A 15,810-nucleotide genomic window follows, 5' to 3' on the forward strand; every position below is an offset into this window, starting at 1 on the left:
TGCTCACGCCTCCGGGGGCTCGAAGGTGGACGTACGGGTCATCCCGGCCGCACGGCCCTTGCCCGCGATGACCAGCGCCATCTTGCGGCTGGCCTCGTCGATCATCTCGTCGCCCAGCATCGCCGAGCCCTTCTTGCCGCCCGCCTCGGACGTGCAGTACTCGTACGCGTCCAGGATCAGCTCGGCGTGGTCGTAGTCCTCCTGCGACGGCGAGAAGACCTCGTTCGCCGCCTCGACCTGGCCCGGGTGCAGCACCCATTTGCCGTCGAAGCCGAGCGCCGCCGCGCGCCCGGCCACTTCGCGGAAGCCGTCGACGTTCTTGATCTGGAGGTAGGGGCCGTCGATGGCCTGGAGGTTGTTGGCACGCGCGGCCATCAGGATCTTCATCAGGATGTAGTGGTACGCGTCCGCCGGGTAGCCGGGCGGCTGCTCGCCCACGACCAGCGACTTCATATTGATGGACGCCATGAAGTCGGCCGGGCCGAAGATGATCGTCTCCACCCGCGGGGAAGCCTGTGCGATCTCGTTGACGTTGTTCAGGCCCTGCGCGTTCTCGATCTGCGCCTCGATGCCGATCCGCCCGACCTCGAAGCCCATCGTCTTCTCGATCTGGGTCAGCAGCAGGTCCAGCGCCACCACCTGCTGCGCGTCCTGCACCTTCGGCAGCATGATGCAGTCGAGGTTCGGCCCCGCGCCCTCGACGACGGTGACGACGTCGCGGTACGTCCACTCGGTCGTCCAGTCGTTGACGCGCACGACCCGCGTCTTGCCGGCCCAATCGCCCTCGTTGAGGAACTTCACGATCGTGTGCCGCGCCTCGGGCTTGGCCAGCGGCGCGCACGCGTCCTCCAGGTCCAGGAAGACCTGGTCGGCGGCAAGCCCCTGCGCCTTCTCCAGGAAGCGCGGGTTGGACCCGGGCACGGCCAGGCAGGAGCGGCGCGGACGCAGCCGGTTGGGCGCGGAGCCCTCGGGGGCGGTCATACGGGAACCTCCAGTGCGGGAAGCGTGTTCGCGGAACGGATCTCGTCGACGATACGGCCGATGATCTCCGTGATACCGAAGTCCTTGGGGGTGAAGACGGCGGCGACACCCGCCGCGCGCAGCGCTGCGGCGTCCGCGGCCGGGATGATGCCGCCGACGATGACGGGCATGTCCTGCGCACCGGCCTGCCGCAGCCGCTCCAGGACGTCGGGCACCAGCTCGGCGTGCGAGCCGGAGAGGATCGACAGGCCGACGCAGTGCACGTCCTCGGCGACGGCCGCCGCGACGATCTGCTCCGGGGTGAGCCGGATCCCCTGGTAGATCACCTCGAACCCGGCGTCCCTGGCCCGTACGGCGATCTGCTCGGCGCCGTTGCTGTGCCCGTCGAGACCGGGCTTGCCGACCAGCAGCCGCAGCCGCCCGCCGCCCAGCTCGGCCGCGGTCTTCTCGACCTTCTCCCGTACGACGGCGAGCTGGCTGCCCGCCTCCGCGGTGACGGCCAGCGGCGCCCCGCCGACCCCGGTGGGCGCCCGGAACTCGCCGAACACATCGCGCAGCGCCCATGCCCACTCGCCGGTGGTCACCCCGGCACGGGCGCACTCCACCGTCGCGGCCATCAGGTTGTCGGTGCCCATGGCGGCCTTGCGGAGCGCCGTGAGCGTGCTGTCGACGCGGTGCGCGTCGCGCTGCTCGCGCCAGGTGTGCAGGGCGGAGACCACCCGGGCCTCGTTCGCCGGGTCCACCGTCATGATCGCGGTGTCCAGGTCGGCGGTGAGCGGATTGGGCTCGGTGGACTCGTAGCAGTTGACCCCGACGATCTTCTCCTCGCCCGCCTCGATCCGGGCCCGCCGGGCCGCGTGGGAGGCGACCAGCTGCGCCTTGAGGTAGCCGGACTCGACGGCGGCCATCGCGCCGCCCATCTCCTGGATGCGCTCGATCTCGGCCTCGGCCTCCCCGGTCAGCTCGCTGACCTTGGCCTCGATGACGCGGCTGCCCGCGAAGATGTCGTCGTACTCCAGCAGATCGCTCTCCTGCGCCAGCACCTGCTGGATGCGCAGCGACCACTGCTGGTCCCAGGGCCGGGGCAGCCCCAGCGCCTCGTTCCAGGCCGGGAGCTGGACGGCGCGGGCGCGGGCGTCCTTGGAGAGGGTGACGGCGAGCATCTCCAGCACGATGCGCTGGACGTTGTTCTCCGGCTGGGCCTCCGTCAGCCCGAGCGAGTTGACCTGGACGCCGTAGCGGAAGCGGCGGTGCTTGGGGTTCTCGATGCCGTACCGCTCGCGGGTGATGCGGTCCCAGATGCGGCCGAAGGCGCGCATCTTGCACATCTCCTCGATGAACCGGACGCCCGCGTTCACGAAGAAGGAGATCCGGGCCACCACATCGCCCTTGCGCTCCTCGGGCACCTGCCCGGAGTCGAACACCGCGTCCAGCACCGCGATCGCCGTCGACATGGCGTACGCGATCTCCTGGACCGGGGTGGCCCCGGCCTCCTGGAGGTGGTAGCTGCAGATGTTGATCGGGTTCCACTTGGGGATGTGGTGGACCGTGTACGCGATCATGTCGGTGGTCAGCCGCAGGCTCGGCCCCGGCGGGAAGACATGCGTCCCGCGCGACAGGTACTCCTTGACGATGTCGTTCTGCGTCGTCCCCTGGAGCTTTGCCGGATCGGCGCCGTGCTCCTCCGCGACCACCTGATACAGCGCCAGCAGCCACATGGCGGTGGCGTTGATGGTCATGGAGGTGTTCATCTGCTCCAGCGGGATCTCCTGGAACAGCCTCCGCATGTCACCCAGATGGGAGACCGGGACCCCGACCCGGCCCACCTCGCCGCGGGCGAGGATGTGGTCGGGGTCGTAGCCGGTCTGGGTGGGCAGGTCGAAGGCGACCGACAGACCGGTCTGGCCCTTGGCCAGATTGCGCCGGTACAGCTCGTTGGACGCCTCGGCGGTGGAGTGCCCCGCGTACGTCCGCATGAGCCACGGGCGGTCCTTGGGGCGGGGTTCGCCACTCATCACACGTCCCGGCTGTGCTCGATGGTCCGCTCCGACAAGTCGTCACGGAACAGGTTGATGGCCTCGATGTGCTGGTCGCGCATCGCCTGGTCGCGCACGCCCATGCCCTCCTCGGGGGCCAGGCACAGCACGCCGACCTTGCCCTGGTGGAGGTTGCGGTGCACGTCGTACGCGGCCTGGCCGGTCTCGTCCATGCGGTACGTCTTGGACAGCGTCGGGTGGATCTTGCCCTTGGCGATGAGGCGGTTGGCCTCCCACGCCTCGCGGTAGTTGGCGAAGTGCGAGCCGACGATCCGCTTCAGTGACATCCACAGATAGCGGTTGTCGTACTCGTGGGTGTAGCCGGAGGTCGAGGCGCAGGTGACGATCGTGCCGCCCTTGCGGGTGACGTAGACGCTCGCGCCGAAGGTCTCCCGGCCCGGGTGCTCGAAGACGATGTCCACGTCCTCGCCGCCGGTCAGTTCGCGGATCTTCTTGCCGAACCGCTTCCACTCGCGCTGGTCCTGGGTGCGCTCGTCCTTCCAGAAGCGGTAGTCCTCGGCGGTGCGGTCGATGATCGCCTGGGCGCCCATCTTCCGGCAGATCTCGGCCTTCTGCGGGGAGGAGACGACGCAGATCGGGTTCGCCCCGCCCGCCAGTGCGAACTGGGTGGCGTAGCTGCCGAGTCCGCCGCTCGCGCCCCAGATCAGGACGTTGTCGCCCTGCTTCATCCCGGCGCCGTTGCGGGAGACGAGCTGCCGGTACGCGGTCGAGTTGACCAGGCCGGGCGCGGCCGCCTCCTCCCAGCTCAGATGGGCGGGCTTGGGCATGAGCTGGTTGGACTTGACGAGGGCGATCTCGGCGAGGCCGCCGAAGTTGGTCTCGAAGCCCCAGATGCGCTGCTCGGGGTCGAGCATGGTGTCGTCGTGGCCGTCGGCGCTCTCCAGCTCGACCGACAGGCAGTGCGCGACGACCTCGGCGCCCGGCTTCCAGGCGTTCACACCGGGCCCGGTGCGCAGCACGACGCCCGCGAGGTCGGAGCCGATGATGTGGTACGGCAGGTCGTGCCGCTTGGCGAGCGGGGAGAGCTTGCCGTACCGCTCCAGGAAGCCGAAGGTGGGCAGCGGCTCGAAGATCGAGGTCCACACGGAGTTGTAGTTGACCGAGCTGGCCATCACGGCCACCAGGGCCTCGCCGGGGCCGAGTTCGGGCAGCGGAACCTCGTCCACGTGCAGCGACTTGCGGGGGTCCTTCTCCTTGGTGGTGAGACCGGCGAACATCTCGGCCTCGTCCTTGCGCACGGTCACCGCGCGGTACGACTCGGGGACGCGCAGGGCCGCGAAGTCCTGGGGGCTGGTGTCCGACGCCAGGATCGCGTCAAGTATCTCGTTCATCGGTGCCTCCGGCGAGGCGTCCGCGCGGGGACGCCTGAGGGAACGCTGGGCTCGTGACGGGGGTGAAAGCTGCTGGCTGGCTGCTGTGCCGTCGGTTCGGCGGAGGTTCGTCGCCGCGGGCGCGGGTGAGCGCCGTGGGCCCGCCTGGTGACGCAGGCGGTGTCCGGGCGCGCAAGGCGGCTTGCGGGGACAGCCGACGCGCGAGGTGTGCAGCGCGCCGACCGCCCGGACACCTTCACCGTATGGCACGGTGTGCCACCTCGCAAGACACTGAGTGCCAACAAATTCTCTCAGTTGTCATCTCGGCTGCACGCATGAGCAAGAACGGCCGCCCCGGGAGGGGCGGCCGTTGCGGGAGGTGTTCGGTTGTGTGCCCTTGGTGAATCAGGCGCCGCGGTCAGCTCTGCTTTTCCAGGGAGAGCGCGAAGACATGCGCCCGGGCGGTGCCCGACGCCGGGGCGGCCAGAGTGACCGAGGCCAGCTCCTTGGCCGGGTCCAGGGCCACCACCTGGTGGAAGATCGCCGCCTTGGTGCCCACCGGACCGCTCCGGGCGTGGATCTGGCTGGTCCGCACCGCCTCGGTCTCCCCGTACGCCGGTCCCGACAGCCACGCGGTCAGCTGGATGGACAGCTTCGCGGTCGAGCCGTCCGCGTACGAGGCCACGGCCGGGATCGTCACGTTCGCGGTGTCGCCCGCGCCCAGCACATGGAGCCGGGCGTAGCTCCCCGCCGGGACCGCGACATTCTGGCCCGCCGCGATCACGTTGTTGTCCGATCCCTCGCTGCCGTTGGTGAACGCGAAGGTGACCCCGTCGTCCTCGGTCTGCCCGGTCTGCGGCAGCTGCGCCATCGGGTACGTGCGCCCCGTACCGTCGAAGTCCCCGTCGCCGTAGTACATCTCGGTGGTGATGGCGTCGTTGTCGAACGCGCCCGTCAGGTCGACCTGGGTGACCTGGCCCGTCTGCGGCAGCTCCGGCAGGCCCCAGCGGTCGGCGGGCTCCGTCACCTTCACCGGGGCGATCCGGAAGTCCGGGAGCGGGCCCGCGGCCGGGTGGATCACCGCCTCCTCGTCCCGGTCCAGCTCCAGCTCGATCACGCCGTCCCCGAGGTCACGCCACTTCGGGGCCGGTCCGCGCACCCCAGCGACCTTGATCCGGCCGGTCAGCGAGTGCCGCACCCGGCATGGCTCCCCGGCCAGGCTCCGCACCCGCACCCAGGCCGTCCCGCCGCCCTTGCGGACCCCGCTGACCAGGAACGCGCCCTGGGTGCGGAAGTCGTGCAGCGCCACGTCCCGCCACTCGTCCGGCACCCCGGGGAAGAAGCGGATGGTCCCGCCCCAGCTCTGGCAGAGCATGTCGTGGATCGCCTGCGCGCCCGACAGCGGGGTCTCGATGACCGGACCCGCCTCGTAGTAGTGGGTATTGGGCTGGATGAAGCGCGCCACCAGCTCGCGCAGATACTTCAGCGCGTCGTTGCCCCGGCCCATCTGGGTCGAGATCGAGGCCGCGCCGGAGAAGCTGTAGCCGCGCAGCGCGCCCTCGAAGCCGATCCAGTGCTCCAGCGAGCGGGTGATCAGGTCGCGGTTCTCCTTCTGGTCCCAGTTGACCAGGTGGAGCGGGTAGACGGAGAGCATGTGCGAGTAGTGGCGGTGCGATTTGGCGAACGGGACGCCGGTGCCGACCATGAAGCCGTTCTCGTCCACCGGGTACGGGACCAGCTTGTCCAGCACCTCGTGCCACTTGGGCGCCAGCGGATCGTCCTTGCCCAGCAGCTCGGCCGACTCCAGCAGCGTCTGACACGACCAGCGCAGCAGCGCCAGGTCGTAGTTGCAGTCCGGGGCCGCGCCGTACTCGGGCGAGAAGGTCTTCGGCAGGTGCAGCCGGCCGTCCGCCTGCTCGGTCAGGAAGTGCAGGTAGTAGTTGGTGGAGCGGCGCAGCAGCGGATAGAGCACGTCCTCCAGCAGGCCGCGGTCCATGGAGTGCCGGTAGTGCAGCCATACGTTGTGCAGCGCCCACGGGAGGTTGCCGACCTCCGGGGTGTCACCGACGCCCGGGACCGGCATCGAGCCGTTGTCCTCGCACTGGGCGTCGGTGGAGCGGCGCACCCCGGCGGAGTCGGCGCGGTACTCCGGTTTGAGGGCGCCGATCAGGACGTCGGTGTTCTCGGCGAGGGTGCGGGGGATCGCGTCCAGCTCCAGGTGGTTGGAGCCCAGCACCGCCCAGTACTCCAGCTGCACATTGAGGTTCCACCACACCCCGGGCCAGGGCGTCGGCTCCACCCAGGGGCCGGTGGTGGCCATCACGGGGGCGTGCTCCCGGGCCGCGCACGCGAGCTTGTAGAGCTGGATCCAGTAGAAGCTCTGGAGCATCCCGTCCGGGACCGACAGGAAGCTCTTGCGGTAGAAGCGGTGCCACCAGTCGCGGTGGGTGCGCAGCAGGCTGGAGACGGGCAGTGCGGACGCCTTGCGGACCGTGGTACGGGCCCGGCCCTCGGCGTCCGTGCCGGGGTACGAATGCGCCACGCACAGGTAGTACGTGCGCTCCCGGCCCTTGCCGCGCTCCTTGTGGGCGGTCACCGTCTGGCCGCCCGCGACCATCGACTGCACGGTGATGCCGAGCCCGTCCTCGGTGCGGCTGACCGGCTTCGGGTTGGGCTCGAACCCCTTCGGCGGGTCCTCGCGGACGATGCGCGGGCTGACGGCGGGGGAGGGCCGGTACTCCCAGCGGAACCCCTCCTCGCCCGCGCTCGCCTCGACGGTCGCCAGCAGCATGGTGCGGTCGTTGTGGACCAGCGCGCTGAGGGTGAGACGGCCCTTGTCGGTGGTGATCGTGCCGCGTAACTCGGCGTCCCACAGGTGCAGTCGCAGGTCCACGCCGGTGATCTTTCCGACCGGGCGCAGCAGCAGATTGCCCACCGGCAGCCGCGCCACGCCCCAGTCGCTGCCGCCCTCGGTGGGGCGGTGGTCCTGGACCTCGCTGTGGTGGACGGTGAAGCGCAGGGCGTTCTCGCCGGGCTCCTGGTAGACCATCGAGCCGAGCAGGCCGTTGCCCAGGAACGGGCCCTCGTACCAGGTGCGCGGCAGCCGCTTCCAGACCAGGTCCTGCCCGGCCAGGAAGCGCTGCCACTCGGTGTCCGTCCGCATGCCGGTCAGGACCACGGAACGTGCGTGTCCGGCCGCTTCCGCCTCGGGGGCGGGGAGGGCCACCCCCGCCGTCGACCCCGCGGCCGCGCCGGCGGCCACCCGGCCCAGGAAGCCGCGTCTGCTGACTGCCATCGTCGATCAGCTCCGTCCGAACTGAGAGAGATTGATCCGATGATTTGGCTAGACGGGAGCGTAGGAAGCGGCTAATGATGCGTCAAGGCGCCGGATAGATCTGATGTATCGCTCGCTCTGATGTATCGCCCCCTGATGTTTCGCCTCAGCTCCCGTGGGAGGGAACGATGCGCGTCGCACGATCCAGGGTCACCACAGCCGTGGCGGTCGCCGCCTGCGCGGCGGCGGCCCTCGTACCGCTCCAGGCCGAAGCCGCGGGTCCCTCGAACGGCCCTTCCGACGCCCGCAGTTGGCGGCTGAGCGGGAAGGGGCAGGTCAGCGGGCAGCTCAGCCTCACCAGCGACGGTGGCCTCACCCTCACCGCCCGGCACGGCTCCACCACCGTCCTGCGCCCCTCCGCGCTCGGCATCCGCACCGCCGGCACCGACTTCGGCAAGGGGCTGCGCTTCGCCGGGCGCAGCGACCGCGCCGTCCACGAGACCTACACGACCACCACCGGCCGCCGGACCCTGCACACCTCCGATGCCTCCGAGTCGACCTTCGCCTTCCGCAAGGACGGGCAGACGCTGAAGGTGATCGTCCGGGTCTCGGCGGACGGGCTTGCGTACCGCTACGCCCTGCCGGGCAAGGACACGGTCACCGTGCTCGGCGAGACCTCCGAGTTCGCCGTGCCGCCGTCCGCCGACTCCTACTTGCTGCCGTACGACAACGGGCGCTCCGACTACGAGTCCGCCCACGACCGCGGCAGCGTCGCCGACGCGAAGGCGGGCGACTACGGCTATCCGTCGCTCTTCCACATCGGCAAAAGCTGGATGCTGGTCGAGGAGGCCGACCTCAACAGCTCCTACGGCGGCTCCCGGCTCACCCTCGACGCCGCCACCGACCGCTTCCACCTCACCCTCCCCGACCCCGCCGAGGTCAGCAGTCCGGGCCTCACCACCCCATGGCGCACCATGGTCATCGGCGACCTCGCCACCGTCACCGAAAGCGACCTGCCGACGGATCTGGCCGCTCCGTCGAAGGTCGCCGACACCTCATGGATCAAGCCGGGCAAGGCGGCCTGGTCGTGGTGGTCGGACGGCAACAGCCCGACCTCCCTCGCCGCGCAGAAGAAGTTCGTCGACTTCGCGGCGCGGGAGGGCTGGGAGTACGTCCTGGTCGACTCCGGCTGGAGCAACGACTGGATGCCCCAACTGACCGCCTACGCCAAGGAGAAGGGCGTCGGCATCTGGGCCTGGGTGCGCTGGCAGACCATCGACCAGCAGAGCGAACGGGACCGGCTCTTCGCGCAGTACAAGTCCTGGGGCATCGTCGGGCTCAAGATCGACTTCCTGGAGTCCGACGGCCAGGACCGGATGCGGTGGTACGACGCCGTGTTCAAGGACAGCGCGAAGCACCGGCTCATGCTGAACTTCCACGGCGCGACGATCCCGCGCGGCCAGGAGCGGACCTGGCCGCAGATGATGAGCGTCGAGGCGGTCAAGGGCGCCGAGGGCACCCGTCCCAAGCCCGGCCGCGAGCCCTTCCCCGCCGCCCACTACACGACGCTGCCCTTCACCCGGAACCTCATCGGCCCCATGGACTTCACCCCCGTGACCTTCACCGGGGTGCGCCCCACGAGCGACGCCGCCGAGCTGGCGCTGTCCGTGGTGTACGAGTCCGGGGTGCAGCACTTCGCCGACAGCGTCGAGTCGTACGACGCCCACCCGGCCGCCCTGAAGTTCCTGGACCAGGTCCCCACGGTGTGGGACGACACCCGGCTCGTCGACGGCGACCCGGGCGACCGGGCCGTCATCGCCCGCCGCTCCGGCGACGACTGGTACCTGGGCGCGATCACCTCCGGTGAGGCGCGCACGCTGTCCGAACCGCTGAGCTTTCTGGGCGGCGGGAAGTGGCGGCTGGAGCTGTACGAGGACGGCCCGGACGGCAAGCTCGTCACGGAAACCCGCGAGGTGACGGCGGCCTCCCGCCTCTCGGTGACCGTCCCGAAGAACGGCGGCTACGCCGCCCGCCTCACCCCGGCGGACTAGGGGGCTTCGTTCCCCACCCCGCCCCTCCCCGACCCCGGGGCTCCGCTCCGGGGTCGGGGACTCGCTGAAGCTAGCGCTTCAGGGCGCGTTCGATCGTTCGCATGACCTCGCCCAGCGGGGCGTCCGTGCGGGCCACCATGACCACCACGTCCTCCTCCTCGCCCGGCGCGGACACGCTCACCGCGGGGCGGCCCGGGGCGGGGCGGCCCGCGCCGATGCCGGTGCCGAAGGTTTCGCGGACGATGGCGAACGCGTGGTCCAGCTGGGCCTCGACGTCGCCCTCGCCGCGCGCCCGCAGCCAGCGGCGCAGGACGTGGTTGTGGGCCGTGACCACGGCGGACGCGGCGACCTCGGCGAGCAGGGGGTCGTCGTCGCCGTCGTGGTGGGCGCCCTCGTCGAAGTGGCCCAGGAGGTAGCGGGTGAACAGCCGCTCGTAGCGGGCCACCGAGGCGATCTCGCGCTCGCGCAGGGCGGGGACCTCGCGGGTCAGCTGGTAGCGCTCGACGGAGACCGCCGGGGAGGCCGCGTACATGCGCATGACCTCCTTGATGCCGCGGCACACGGTGTCCAGCGGGTTCTCATGGGCCGGTGCCGCGTCCAGCACCGCGGCGGCCCGCACGAGCGTGTCGTCGTGGTCCGGGAAGATCGCCTCTTCCTTGGACCGGAAATGGCGGAAAAACGTGCGTCGGGCCACGCCCGCTCTGGCCGCGATCTCGTCGACCGTCGTCGCCTCGTACCCCTGCGTCGCGAACAACTCCATGGCGGCCGCCGCGAGTTTGCGGCGCATGGTGAGGCGCTGGGCGGCGGCGCGGCGGCTGCCGGCGCTCTCCCCGCCGTCGGAGGGTTTCGAGCGGTTACGCTGCGTACGAGGGGCCTTTACGGGCTGGGACATGTGGGGAACGTAACACGCTTGTGAGTGCCGGTGCGGGGGCGGACCGAAGGAGGGCTCCAGCAGTCCGCCCCAGCCCAGCGGATTCTCAGGCCTTCGCATACTCGCGGAAGCCGCGCCCCGTCTTGCGGCCCAGGCAGCCCGCCGCGACGAGGTGTTCCAGCAGCGGCGCGGGCGCCAGGCCCGGATCGCGGAACGCCCGGTGGAGCACCTTCTCGATGGCGAGCGAGACGTCGAGACCGACGACGTCCAGCAGCTCGAAGGGGCCCATCGGATAGCCGCCGCCGAGCTTCATCGCGGCGTCGATGTCATCGGGCGACGCGTAGTGCTCCTGGACCATCTTCACCGCGTTGTTCAGATACGGGAACAGCAGGGCGTTGACGATGAACCCGGCCCGGTCGCCGCAGTCCACCGGGTGCTTGCCGACCTCCCGGCACACGGTGTGCGCGGTGGCCCGCACCTCCTCCGAGGTCAGCACCGTGCGCACCACCTCGACCAGCTTCATCGCGGGGGCCGGGTTGAAGAAGTGCATGCCGATCACGTCCTGCGGGCGCGACGTGGCGCGGGCGCAGGCGACCACCGGCAGCGAGGACGTGGTGGTGGCGAGCACCGCGCCCGGCTTGCACACCTTGTCCAGCACGGTGAACAGCTCCTGCTTGACCGCCAGGTCCTCGGCCACCGCCTCCACCACCAGGTCCGCGGCCGCGAACGCGTCGAGGGCGTCGGCCGGGGTGATCCGGGCCAGCGCCCGCTCCCGCACCTTGTCCGTCATCCGCCCCTTGGCCACCGACCGCGCCAGCGACTTCGCGACCCGGGCCTTGGCCGTCTCCGCCTTCTCCCGGGTACGGGCCGCCAGCACCACCTCGTGGCCCGCCTTGGCGAACACCTCGGCGATGCCGCTGGCCATCGTGCCCGAGCCCGCGACGCCGACCACCCGCACCGGACGGCCCAGATCCGGGGACGGCGCCTCGGGCGCCGCGCCGTCCGGGACGACGGTGCCGCTGCCGGGCGCCTCGTACGTATAGAAGCCGCGGCCCGCCTTACGGCCGGTGAGCCCGGCCTCGGCCAGCTGGCCCAGGACCGGCGCGGGCGCGTGCAGCCGGTCGCCGGAGGCCGCGTACATCGCCTCCAGGACGGTACGGGCCGTATCGATCCCGATCAGGTCCAGCAGGGCCAGCGGGCCCATCGGCAGCCCGCAGCCGAGCCGCATCGCGGCGTCGATGTCCTCGCGCGCCGCGTACCGCGACTCGTACATCGCCGCGGCCTGGTTGAGGTAGCCGAACAGCAGCCCGTCGGCGATGAAGCCCGGCCGGTCGCCGAGCGCGACCGGCTCCTTGCCGAGGTCGCGGGCGAGCGCCGTGACCGCCTCGACGGCGGTGGGCGCCGTCAGCACGCTGGAGACGATCTCCACGAGCTTCATGGCGGGCGCCGGATTGAAGAAGTGCAGCCCCAGCACGCGCTCGGGGCGGGCGGACTCGGCCGCCAGCCGGGTCACCGACAGGGCGTTCGTGCCGGTCGCCAGGATGGTCTCGGGGCGGACGACGGCGTCCAGCGCGGCGAACACCTCGTGCTTGATGCCGTAGTCCTCCGGCACCACCTCGATCACCAGATCCGCCTCCGCCACGGCGGACAGATCGGTCGCGATGCGGAAGCGGTCGAGCGCGGCCGTCCGCTCACGCTCGGTGAGCCGCCCGCGGCCCACCGCCCGGGCGGTGGCCACCTCCAGCGCGGTGACGGCCCGGCGGCAGGCCCCGGCGTCGATGTCGACGCCGATCACCTGACGCCCCGCACGGGCCAGGATCTCGGCGATGCCGGTGCCCATCGTGCCGAGCCCGACGACCGCAACAGTAGTGAGCGGGGCCCGGGAGGGGGAGAGATCAGAGGAGGACGTGGTGCTGACGCCGGTCTGTGGGAGACGGTCCATCGCGGACTCCAGAGGGTGTTCCCCGGAAGACGGGGATGAAGTGACGACTTGAGGGGAGCTTCCGACGATGAGCGGAGGACGGACACCGCATACCGGACGGATGTCCGGTGTCGCTTGCGGGATCTCCTCCGGCCGTGTTGAAAACTCCGACGGAAGGGCTTGCGCGCTCCCTGGCGGACAGCGCCGCACGGAGGAAACTGCCCGTGGGAGACATACGGCGGGCCCTGTCCCGGGGCCATGCCGAACTGCTGCTGAAACTGCCGAACCGACGTCACACAAGGCGGCTGCGTCACCAGGCCGCCCGAGCAGGGGTGCTGCTCGTGTCGCCATATTAACTCGCGGGTAACCAAGACGCCAGAGCCGACTGTGAGTCCTGCGCGATGGCGCGGATCACCGGGGAGGGGAGACCTCGACATGGACGACGAATTCCGGACGCTGACGGAGCGGGTACGGGCCTCGCTCACAACGCAGCAGGAGACGGCGGCCCACGCCTCGCTGCTCGCGCTCGTACGGCAGGGCACCCCTGCCGCGCGGGAACAGCTCGCCCGCATCCTGGTCGCGCCGGAGCAGCCGCTGTGGGCCCGCGAGACCGCCGCCTTCGTACTCGGCAGCGCGGGCGACCGGCGCGCCTTCGAAACGCTCGTCCTGCTCCTCAACTACCGCGAGCCCGCGCGCTGCGCGACCGCGGCGCGGGTGCTGGCCCGGCTCGACGACCCGCGCACCGCCCGGGCCGCCGCCGCCCTGGCCACCAATCCGCTGCGCACCGCGTACTCCCTGCACCCCATCCGGCTCCTCGTCGAACTCCGCGCCCCCGAGTCCGTACCCGCCCTGGTCGCCGCCCTGGAACGGCAGTTGGCCGCCCGCGACCGGCACTGGGCCATCGCGCGCGCCTGCGTGGAGGGGCTGGGCGCGATCGGCGACGAACGTGCCATCCCCGCCCTGAAGGCGGCGGCCGAGCACATACGGCTCAGCGCCGCGGCCGCCGCCGCCCTGGCCCGCATCAGCGGCGGCGGCCACCTGGACCCCACCCCACCCCCACCCCGCCCCGGCAAGGGCCGAGCCACCGTCCGCTGACCGTCTGGCCCGGCCCCGCGCCGGGCTCGGCGACGTCCCGGGACCGGGGCCGGGGCTGGGGCTGGGGCCCCGGGGGGATCAACCCGCGGGCAGGCGGAGGGCGTAGCGCACCTCCGGTACGGCCGCGCCCTCCACCTTGTACGTCACCGCGCCCCCATCCGTCACGAAGCCCGCCCGCTCGTAGAAGCGCCGGGCCCGGTGGTTCCGCTCCAGCACCCACAGCCGCAAGTGCGGGAAGCGCCGTTCGGCGGTGCGGTGGCGGGTTTCGGTGAGGAGGGCGTGGCCGATGCCGGTGCCCAGGAGCGCGGGGTGCGCGTAGAGGGCGTACAGCTCGGCGTCGCCGGGCGGCAGGTCGCGGTCGCGGTAGGGACCGAAGCAGGACCAGCCGACGACCTCGCCGGAGGCGTCCTCCGCCACCAGGTTGACCACGTCGCCGAGTCCGCGGGAGAAGAACTCCCGCCGCCGCTCGGCGTCCTGCTCGACGCTCAGGCCGTCCAGATACGTCTGCGGCATGAGCCCCGTGTACGCCTTCTGCCACCCCCGTACCCGCACCGCCGCCACGGCGTCGATGTCGGCCTCGGCCATCTCCCTGACCCGTACCCGCGCCCCGTTCATATGCCTCCACCGTAGGCGGCTTGACCTTGACGCCGGTGGCAGGGTCGCACGATCTTGGCCATGGAGAATTCCTCACGCACAGAGCCCGTAGCCCTCGTCACCGGCGCCGGTACCGGCATCGGCCGGGCCACCGCCCGCGCGCTCGCCGCGGACGGCGCGCGGGTCGTGGCCGTCGGGCGGCGGGCGGAGCCGCTGGCGGAGACGGCGCGCGGCCATGGCCGCGTCCATCCGTACGCGGCGGACATCACCGCGCCCGGCGCCGCCGAGGACATCGTCGGTCATGTCGTCGAGACGTACGGACGGCTCGACGTCCTGGTGAACAACGCGGCGATCGTCCGCTCCGCGCCCCTGGCGGACACCACCCTCGAACTGATCACCGCTCAGCTCGACACCAACCTCGTCGCGCCGACCCTGCTCGCGCGGGCCGCCCTCGGCCCCCTGGAGGCGACCGGCGGAGTGATCGTCAACGTGTCCACCGCCGTCGGTCAGCGCGGCTGGCCGGGCAACTCCGGCTACGCCGCGACGAAGGCCGCGCTGGAGACGCTGACCCGCAGCTGGGCGGTGGAGCTGGCGCCGCGCGGGGTGCGGGTGGTGGCCGTGGCGCCGGGGGCGATCGAGACGCCGATCGCGGACCACTCGGGGCTGTCGCCCGAGCGGCGGGCCGAGGTGCGCGCCTGGCAGCTCGCGCACACCCCGCTGGGGCGGATCGGGCGGCCCGAGGAGGTGGCGTGGGCGATCAGCCGACTCGCCTCGCCCGGCGCCTCGTTCATCACCGGCGTGGTCCTGCCCGTGGACGGCGGGGCGGTCGTCGGCTGATAGAACGGCACCGGAGGTGGGGACCGGTGCGGATCGGGGAACTGGCGCGGGCGACTGGCACGACACCGCGCGCGCTGCGCCACTACGAGCAGGCGGGCCTGATCACCTCCGTACGGGCCCACAACGGCTACCGCGAGTACGACGACCGGGCCGCCGTCCGCGTCCGCAACATCCGCCATCTGCTCGCGGTGGGCCTCACCCTGGACGACGTGCGCTGCTTCCTCCCCTGCCTGGACGGCGACATGGCGACGGCGCCCCCGGCCGGGGAGGGGCTGCGCATCGCGGAGGCCCGGCTCGCCGTCCTGGACGCCCGGATCGCCGCCCAGACCGAGGTCCGCGACCGCCTGGCGACGGCCCTCGCGCGGGCCAAGTCCCCCTAGCCGGCGGTGCCGTCCCCGATGATCGCGAACGCCTCGATCTCCAGCAGCAGATCCGACCGGAACAGCGCCGCGACCTGCACCGCCGAGCTGGCCGGTGGGCGTGCGGTGTCGATGACCTCGTCCCGCGCCAGGCGGATCGCGGGCAGATGGGCGACATCGGTGACGAAATAGGTCAGCTTCACCACATCGGCGAACGTCGCCCCGGCCTCGGCCAGGCAGCGCCGCAGATTCTCGAACACCTGGCGGGCCTGCGCGGCCGGGTCGCCCTCGCCGACCAGTGCCCCGGTCTCGTCCAGGGCGATCTGCCCGGAGACCGCGACGAAGCGCCCGGTGCCCCAGACGACATGGCTGTACCCGTTCCCCGGCGCGACCCCGTCGGGCGCGGCCACATGGCTGAGCTGGGACATGCGTCCTCCTCGAACTCCGCATAGCCCCCGCA

Annotated in this window: 12 protein-coding genes; 4 read left to right on the plus strand and 8 right to left on the minus strand. The window is 71.5% G+C overall.

Features of this window, described 5'->3' with window-relative positions; translation table 11 throughout:
- Nucleotides 1-3 precede the first annotated feature (3 nt).
- From ACH4TL_RS06215 to ACH4TL_RS06230, 4 genes are all read right to left on the minus strand, one after another.
- Nucleotides 4-981 (minus strand): HpcH/HpaI aldolase/citrate lyase family protein, encoded by a 978-nt coding sequence (locus ACH4TL_RS06215; RefSeq protein WP_398311155.1) that lies wholly within the window; start codon nucleotides 979-981, stop codon nucleotides 4-6.
- Nucleotides 978-2,996 (minus strand): protein meaA, encoded by a 2,019-nt coding sequence (locus ACH4TL_RS06220; RefSeq protein WP_398311152.1) that lies wholly within the window; start codon nucleotides 2,994-2,996, stop codon nucleotides 978-980. The genes ACH4TL_RS06215 and ACH4TL_RS06220 overlap by 4 nt, the downstream gene beginning before the upstream one ends.
- Nucleotides 2,996-4,369 (minus strand): crotonyl-CoA carboxylase/reductase, encoded by a 1,374-nt coding sequence (gene ccrA, locus ACH4TL_RS06225; RefSeq protein WP_398311149.1) that lies wholly within the window; start codon nucleotides 4,367-4,369, stop codon nucleotides 2,996-2,998. Before ccrA ends, ACH4TL_RS06220 begins: the two co-directional genes overlap by 1 nt.
- Before the next feature lie 397 nt (nucleotides 4,370-4,766).
- Nucleotides 4,767-7,643, minus strand: a complete 2,877-nt coding sequence (locus tag ACH4TL_RS06230; RefSeq protein ID WP_398311145.1) for a glycosyl hydrolase family 95 catalytic domain-containing protein — start codon at nucleotides 7,641-7,643, stop codon at nucleotides 4,767-4,769.
- 167 nt (nucleotides 7,644-7,810) lie between these two features.
- On the opposite strand from ACH4TL_RS06230, the gene ACH4TL_RS06235 reads away from it, so the two are divergent.
- Nucleotides 7,811-9,673, plus strand: a complete 1,863-nt coding sequence (locus ACH4TL_RS06235) for a glycoside hydrolase family 97 catalytic domain-containing protein (RefSeq protein ID WP_398311142.1) — start codon at nucleotides 7,811-7,813, stop codon at nucleotides 9,671-9,673.
- A 70-nt stretch (nucleotides 9,674-9,743) separates the two neighbouring features.
- On the opposite strand, the gene ACH4TL_RS06240 is transcribed toward ACH4TL_RS06235, so the two are convergent.
- Together ACH4TL_RS06240 and ACH4TL_RS06245 are read right to left on the minus strand one after the other, a co-directional pair.
- Entirely contained in the window at nucleotides 9,744-10,565 is an 822-nt protein-coding gene (locus ACH4TL_RS06240) for a TetR family transcriptional regulator (protein ID WP_398311139.1), read from the minus strand.
- 85 nt (nucleotides 10,566-10,650) lie between these two features.
- Nucleotides 10,651-12,486 (minus strand): 3-hydroxyacyl-CoA dehydrogenase family protein, encoded by a 1,836-nt coding sequence (locus ACH4TL_RS06245; RefSeq protein ID WP_398311136.1) that lies wholly within the window; start codon nucleotides 12,484-12,486, stop codon nucleotides 10,651-10,653.
- Between the two features lie 414 nt (nucleotides 12,487-12,900).
- Between ACH4TL_RS06245 and ACH4TL_RS06250 the strand changes: the two genes are divergently transcribed.
- Complete coding sequence (locus ACH4TL_RS06250; protein WP_398311133.1) at nucleotides 12,901-13,560, plus strand: HEAT repeat domain-containing protein; 660 nt, start codon at nucleotides 12,901-12,903, stop codon at nucleotides 13,558-13,560.
- Nucleotides 13,561-13,638: 78 nt separating this feature from the next.
- Here the strand turns inward: ACH4TL_RS06250 and ACH4TL_RS06255 are convergent, their stop codons facing one another.
- Nucleotides 13,639-14,175, minus strand: a complete 537-nt coding sequence (locus ACH4TL_RS06255) for a GNAT family N-acetyltransferase (protein WP_398311130.1) — start codon at nucleotides 14,173-14,175, stop codon at nucleotides 13,639-13,641.
- A 60-nt stretch (nucleotides 14,176-14,235) separates the two neighbouring features.
- Here ACH4TL_RS06255 and ACH4TL_RS06260 point away from each other — a divergent pair, with 60 nt between their 5' ends.
- Both ACH4TL_RS06260 and ACH4TL_RS06265 read left to right on the plus strand, forming a co-directional pair.
- Nucleotides 14,236-14,991 (plus strand): SDR family NAD(P)-dependent oxidoreductase, encoded by a 756-nt coding sequence (locus ACH4TL_RS06260; protein WP_398311127.1) that lies wholly within the window; start codon nucleotides 14,236-14,238, stop codon nucleotides 14,989-14,991.
- Between the two features lie 26 nt (nucleotides 14,992-15,017).
- Nucleotides 15,018-15,371, plus strand: coding sequence for a MerR family transcriptional regulator (locus tag ACH4TL_RS06265; RefSeq protein ID WP_398311124.1), 354 nt, complete (start codon nucleotides 15,018-15,020; stop codon nucleotides 15,369-15,371).
- Here ACH4TL_RS06265 and ACH4TL_RS06270 read toward each other — a convergent pair.
- The gene (locus ACH4TL_RS06270) at nucleotides 15,368-15,778 is read right to left on the minus strand and encodes a RidA family protein (RefSeq protein WP_398311121.1); all 411 of its coding nucleotides are present in this window, start codon (nucleotides 15,776-15,778) and stop codon (nucleotides 15,368-15,370) included. The two genes, ACH4TL_RS06265 and ACH4TL_RS06270, sit on opposite strands and share 4 nt — an antisense overlap.
- Between the last annotated feature and the right edge of the window lie 32 nt (nucleotides 15,779-15,810).

Origin of the sequence: Streptomyces sp. NPDC021115 (assembly GCF_044333065.1) — a bacterium.
Lineage (GTDB): Bacteria > Actinomycetota > Actinomycetes > Streptomycetales > Streptomycetaceae > Streptomyces.

What these genes read in the sequence shown, in the direction of transcription:
- ACH4TL_RS06215 (WP_398311155.1), bottom strand. Translation starts at nt 981, where the DNA reads ATGACCGCCCCCGAGGGCTCCGCGCCCAACCGGCTGCGTCCGCGCCGC.
- ACH4TL_RS06220 (WP_398311152.1), bottom strand. Translation starts at nt 2,996, where the DNA reads ATGAGTGGCGAACCCCGCCCCAAGGACCGCCCGTGGCTCATGCGGACG.
- ccrA (WP_398311149.1), bottom strand. Translation starts at nt 4,369, where the DNA reads ATGAACGAGATACTTGACGCGATCCTGGCGTCGGACACCAGCCCCCAG.
- ACH4TL_RS06230 (WP_398311145.1), bottom strand. Translation starts at nt 7,643, where the DNA reads ATGGCAGTCAGCAGACGCGGCTTCCTGGGCCGGGTGGCCGCCGGCGCG.
- ACH4TL_RS06235 (WP_398311142.1), top strand. Translation starts at nt 7,811, where the DNA reads ATGCGCGTCGCACGATCCAGGGTCACCACAGCCGTGGCGGTCGCCGCC.
- ACH4TL_RS06240 (WP_398311139.1), bottom strand. Translation starts at nt 10,565, where the DNA reads ATGTCCCAGCCCGTAAAGGCCCCTCGTACGCAGCGTAACCGCTCGAAA.
- ACH4TL_RS06245 (WP_398311136.1), bottom strand. Translation starts at nt 12,486, where the DNA reads ATGGACCGTCTCCCACAGACCGGCGTCAGCACCACGTCCTCCTCTGAT.
- ACH4TL_RS06250 (WP_398311133.1), top strand. Translation starts at nt 12,901, where the DNA reads ATGGACGACGAATTCCGGACGCTGACGGAGCGGGTACGGGCCTCGCTC.
- ACH4TL_RS06255 (WP_398311130.1), bottom strand. Translation starts at nt 14,175, where the DNA reads ATGAACGGGGCGCGGGTACGGGTCAGGGAGATGGCCGAGGCCGACATC.
- ACH4TL_RS06260 (WP_398311127.1), top strand. Translation starts at nt 14,236, where the DNA reads ATGGAGAATTCCTCACGCACAGAGCCCGTAGCCCTCGTCACCGGCGCC.
- ACH4TL_RS06270 (WP_398311121.1), bottom strand. Translation starts at nt 15,778, where the DNA reads ATGTCCCAGCTCAGCCATGTGGCCGCGCCCGACGGGGTCGCGCCGGGG.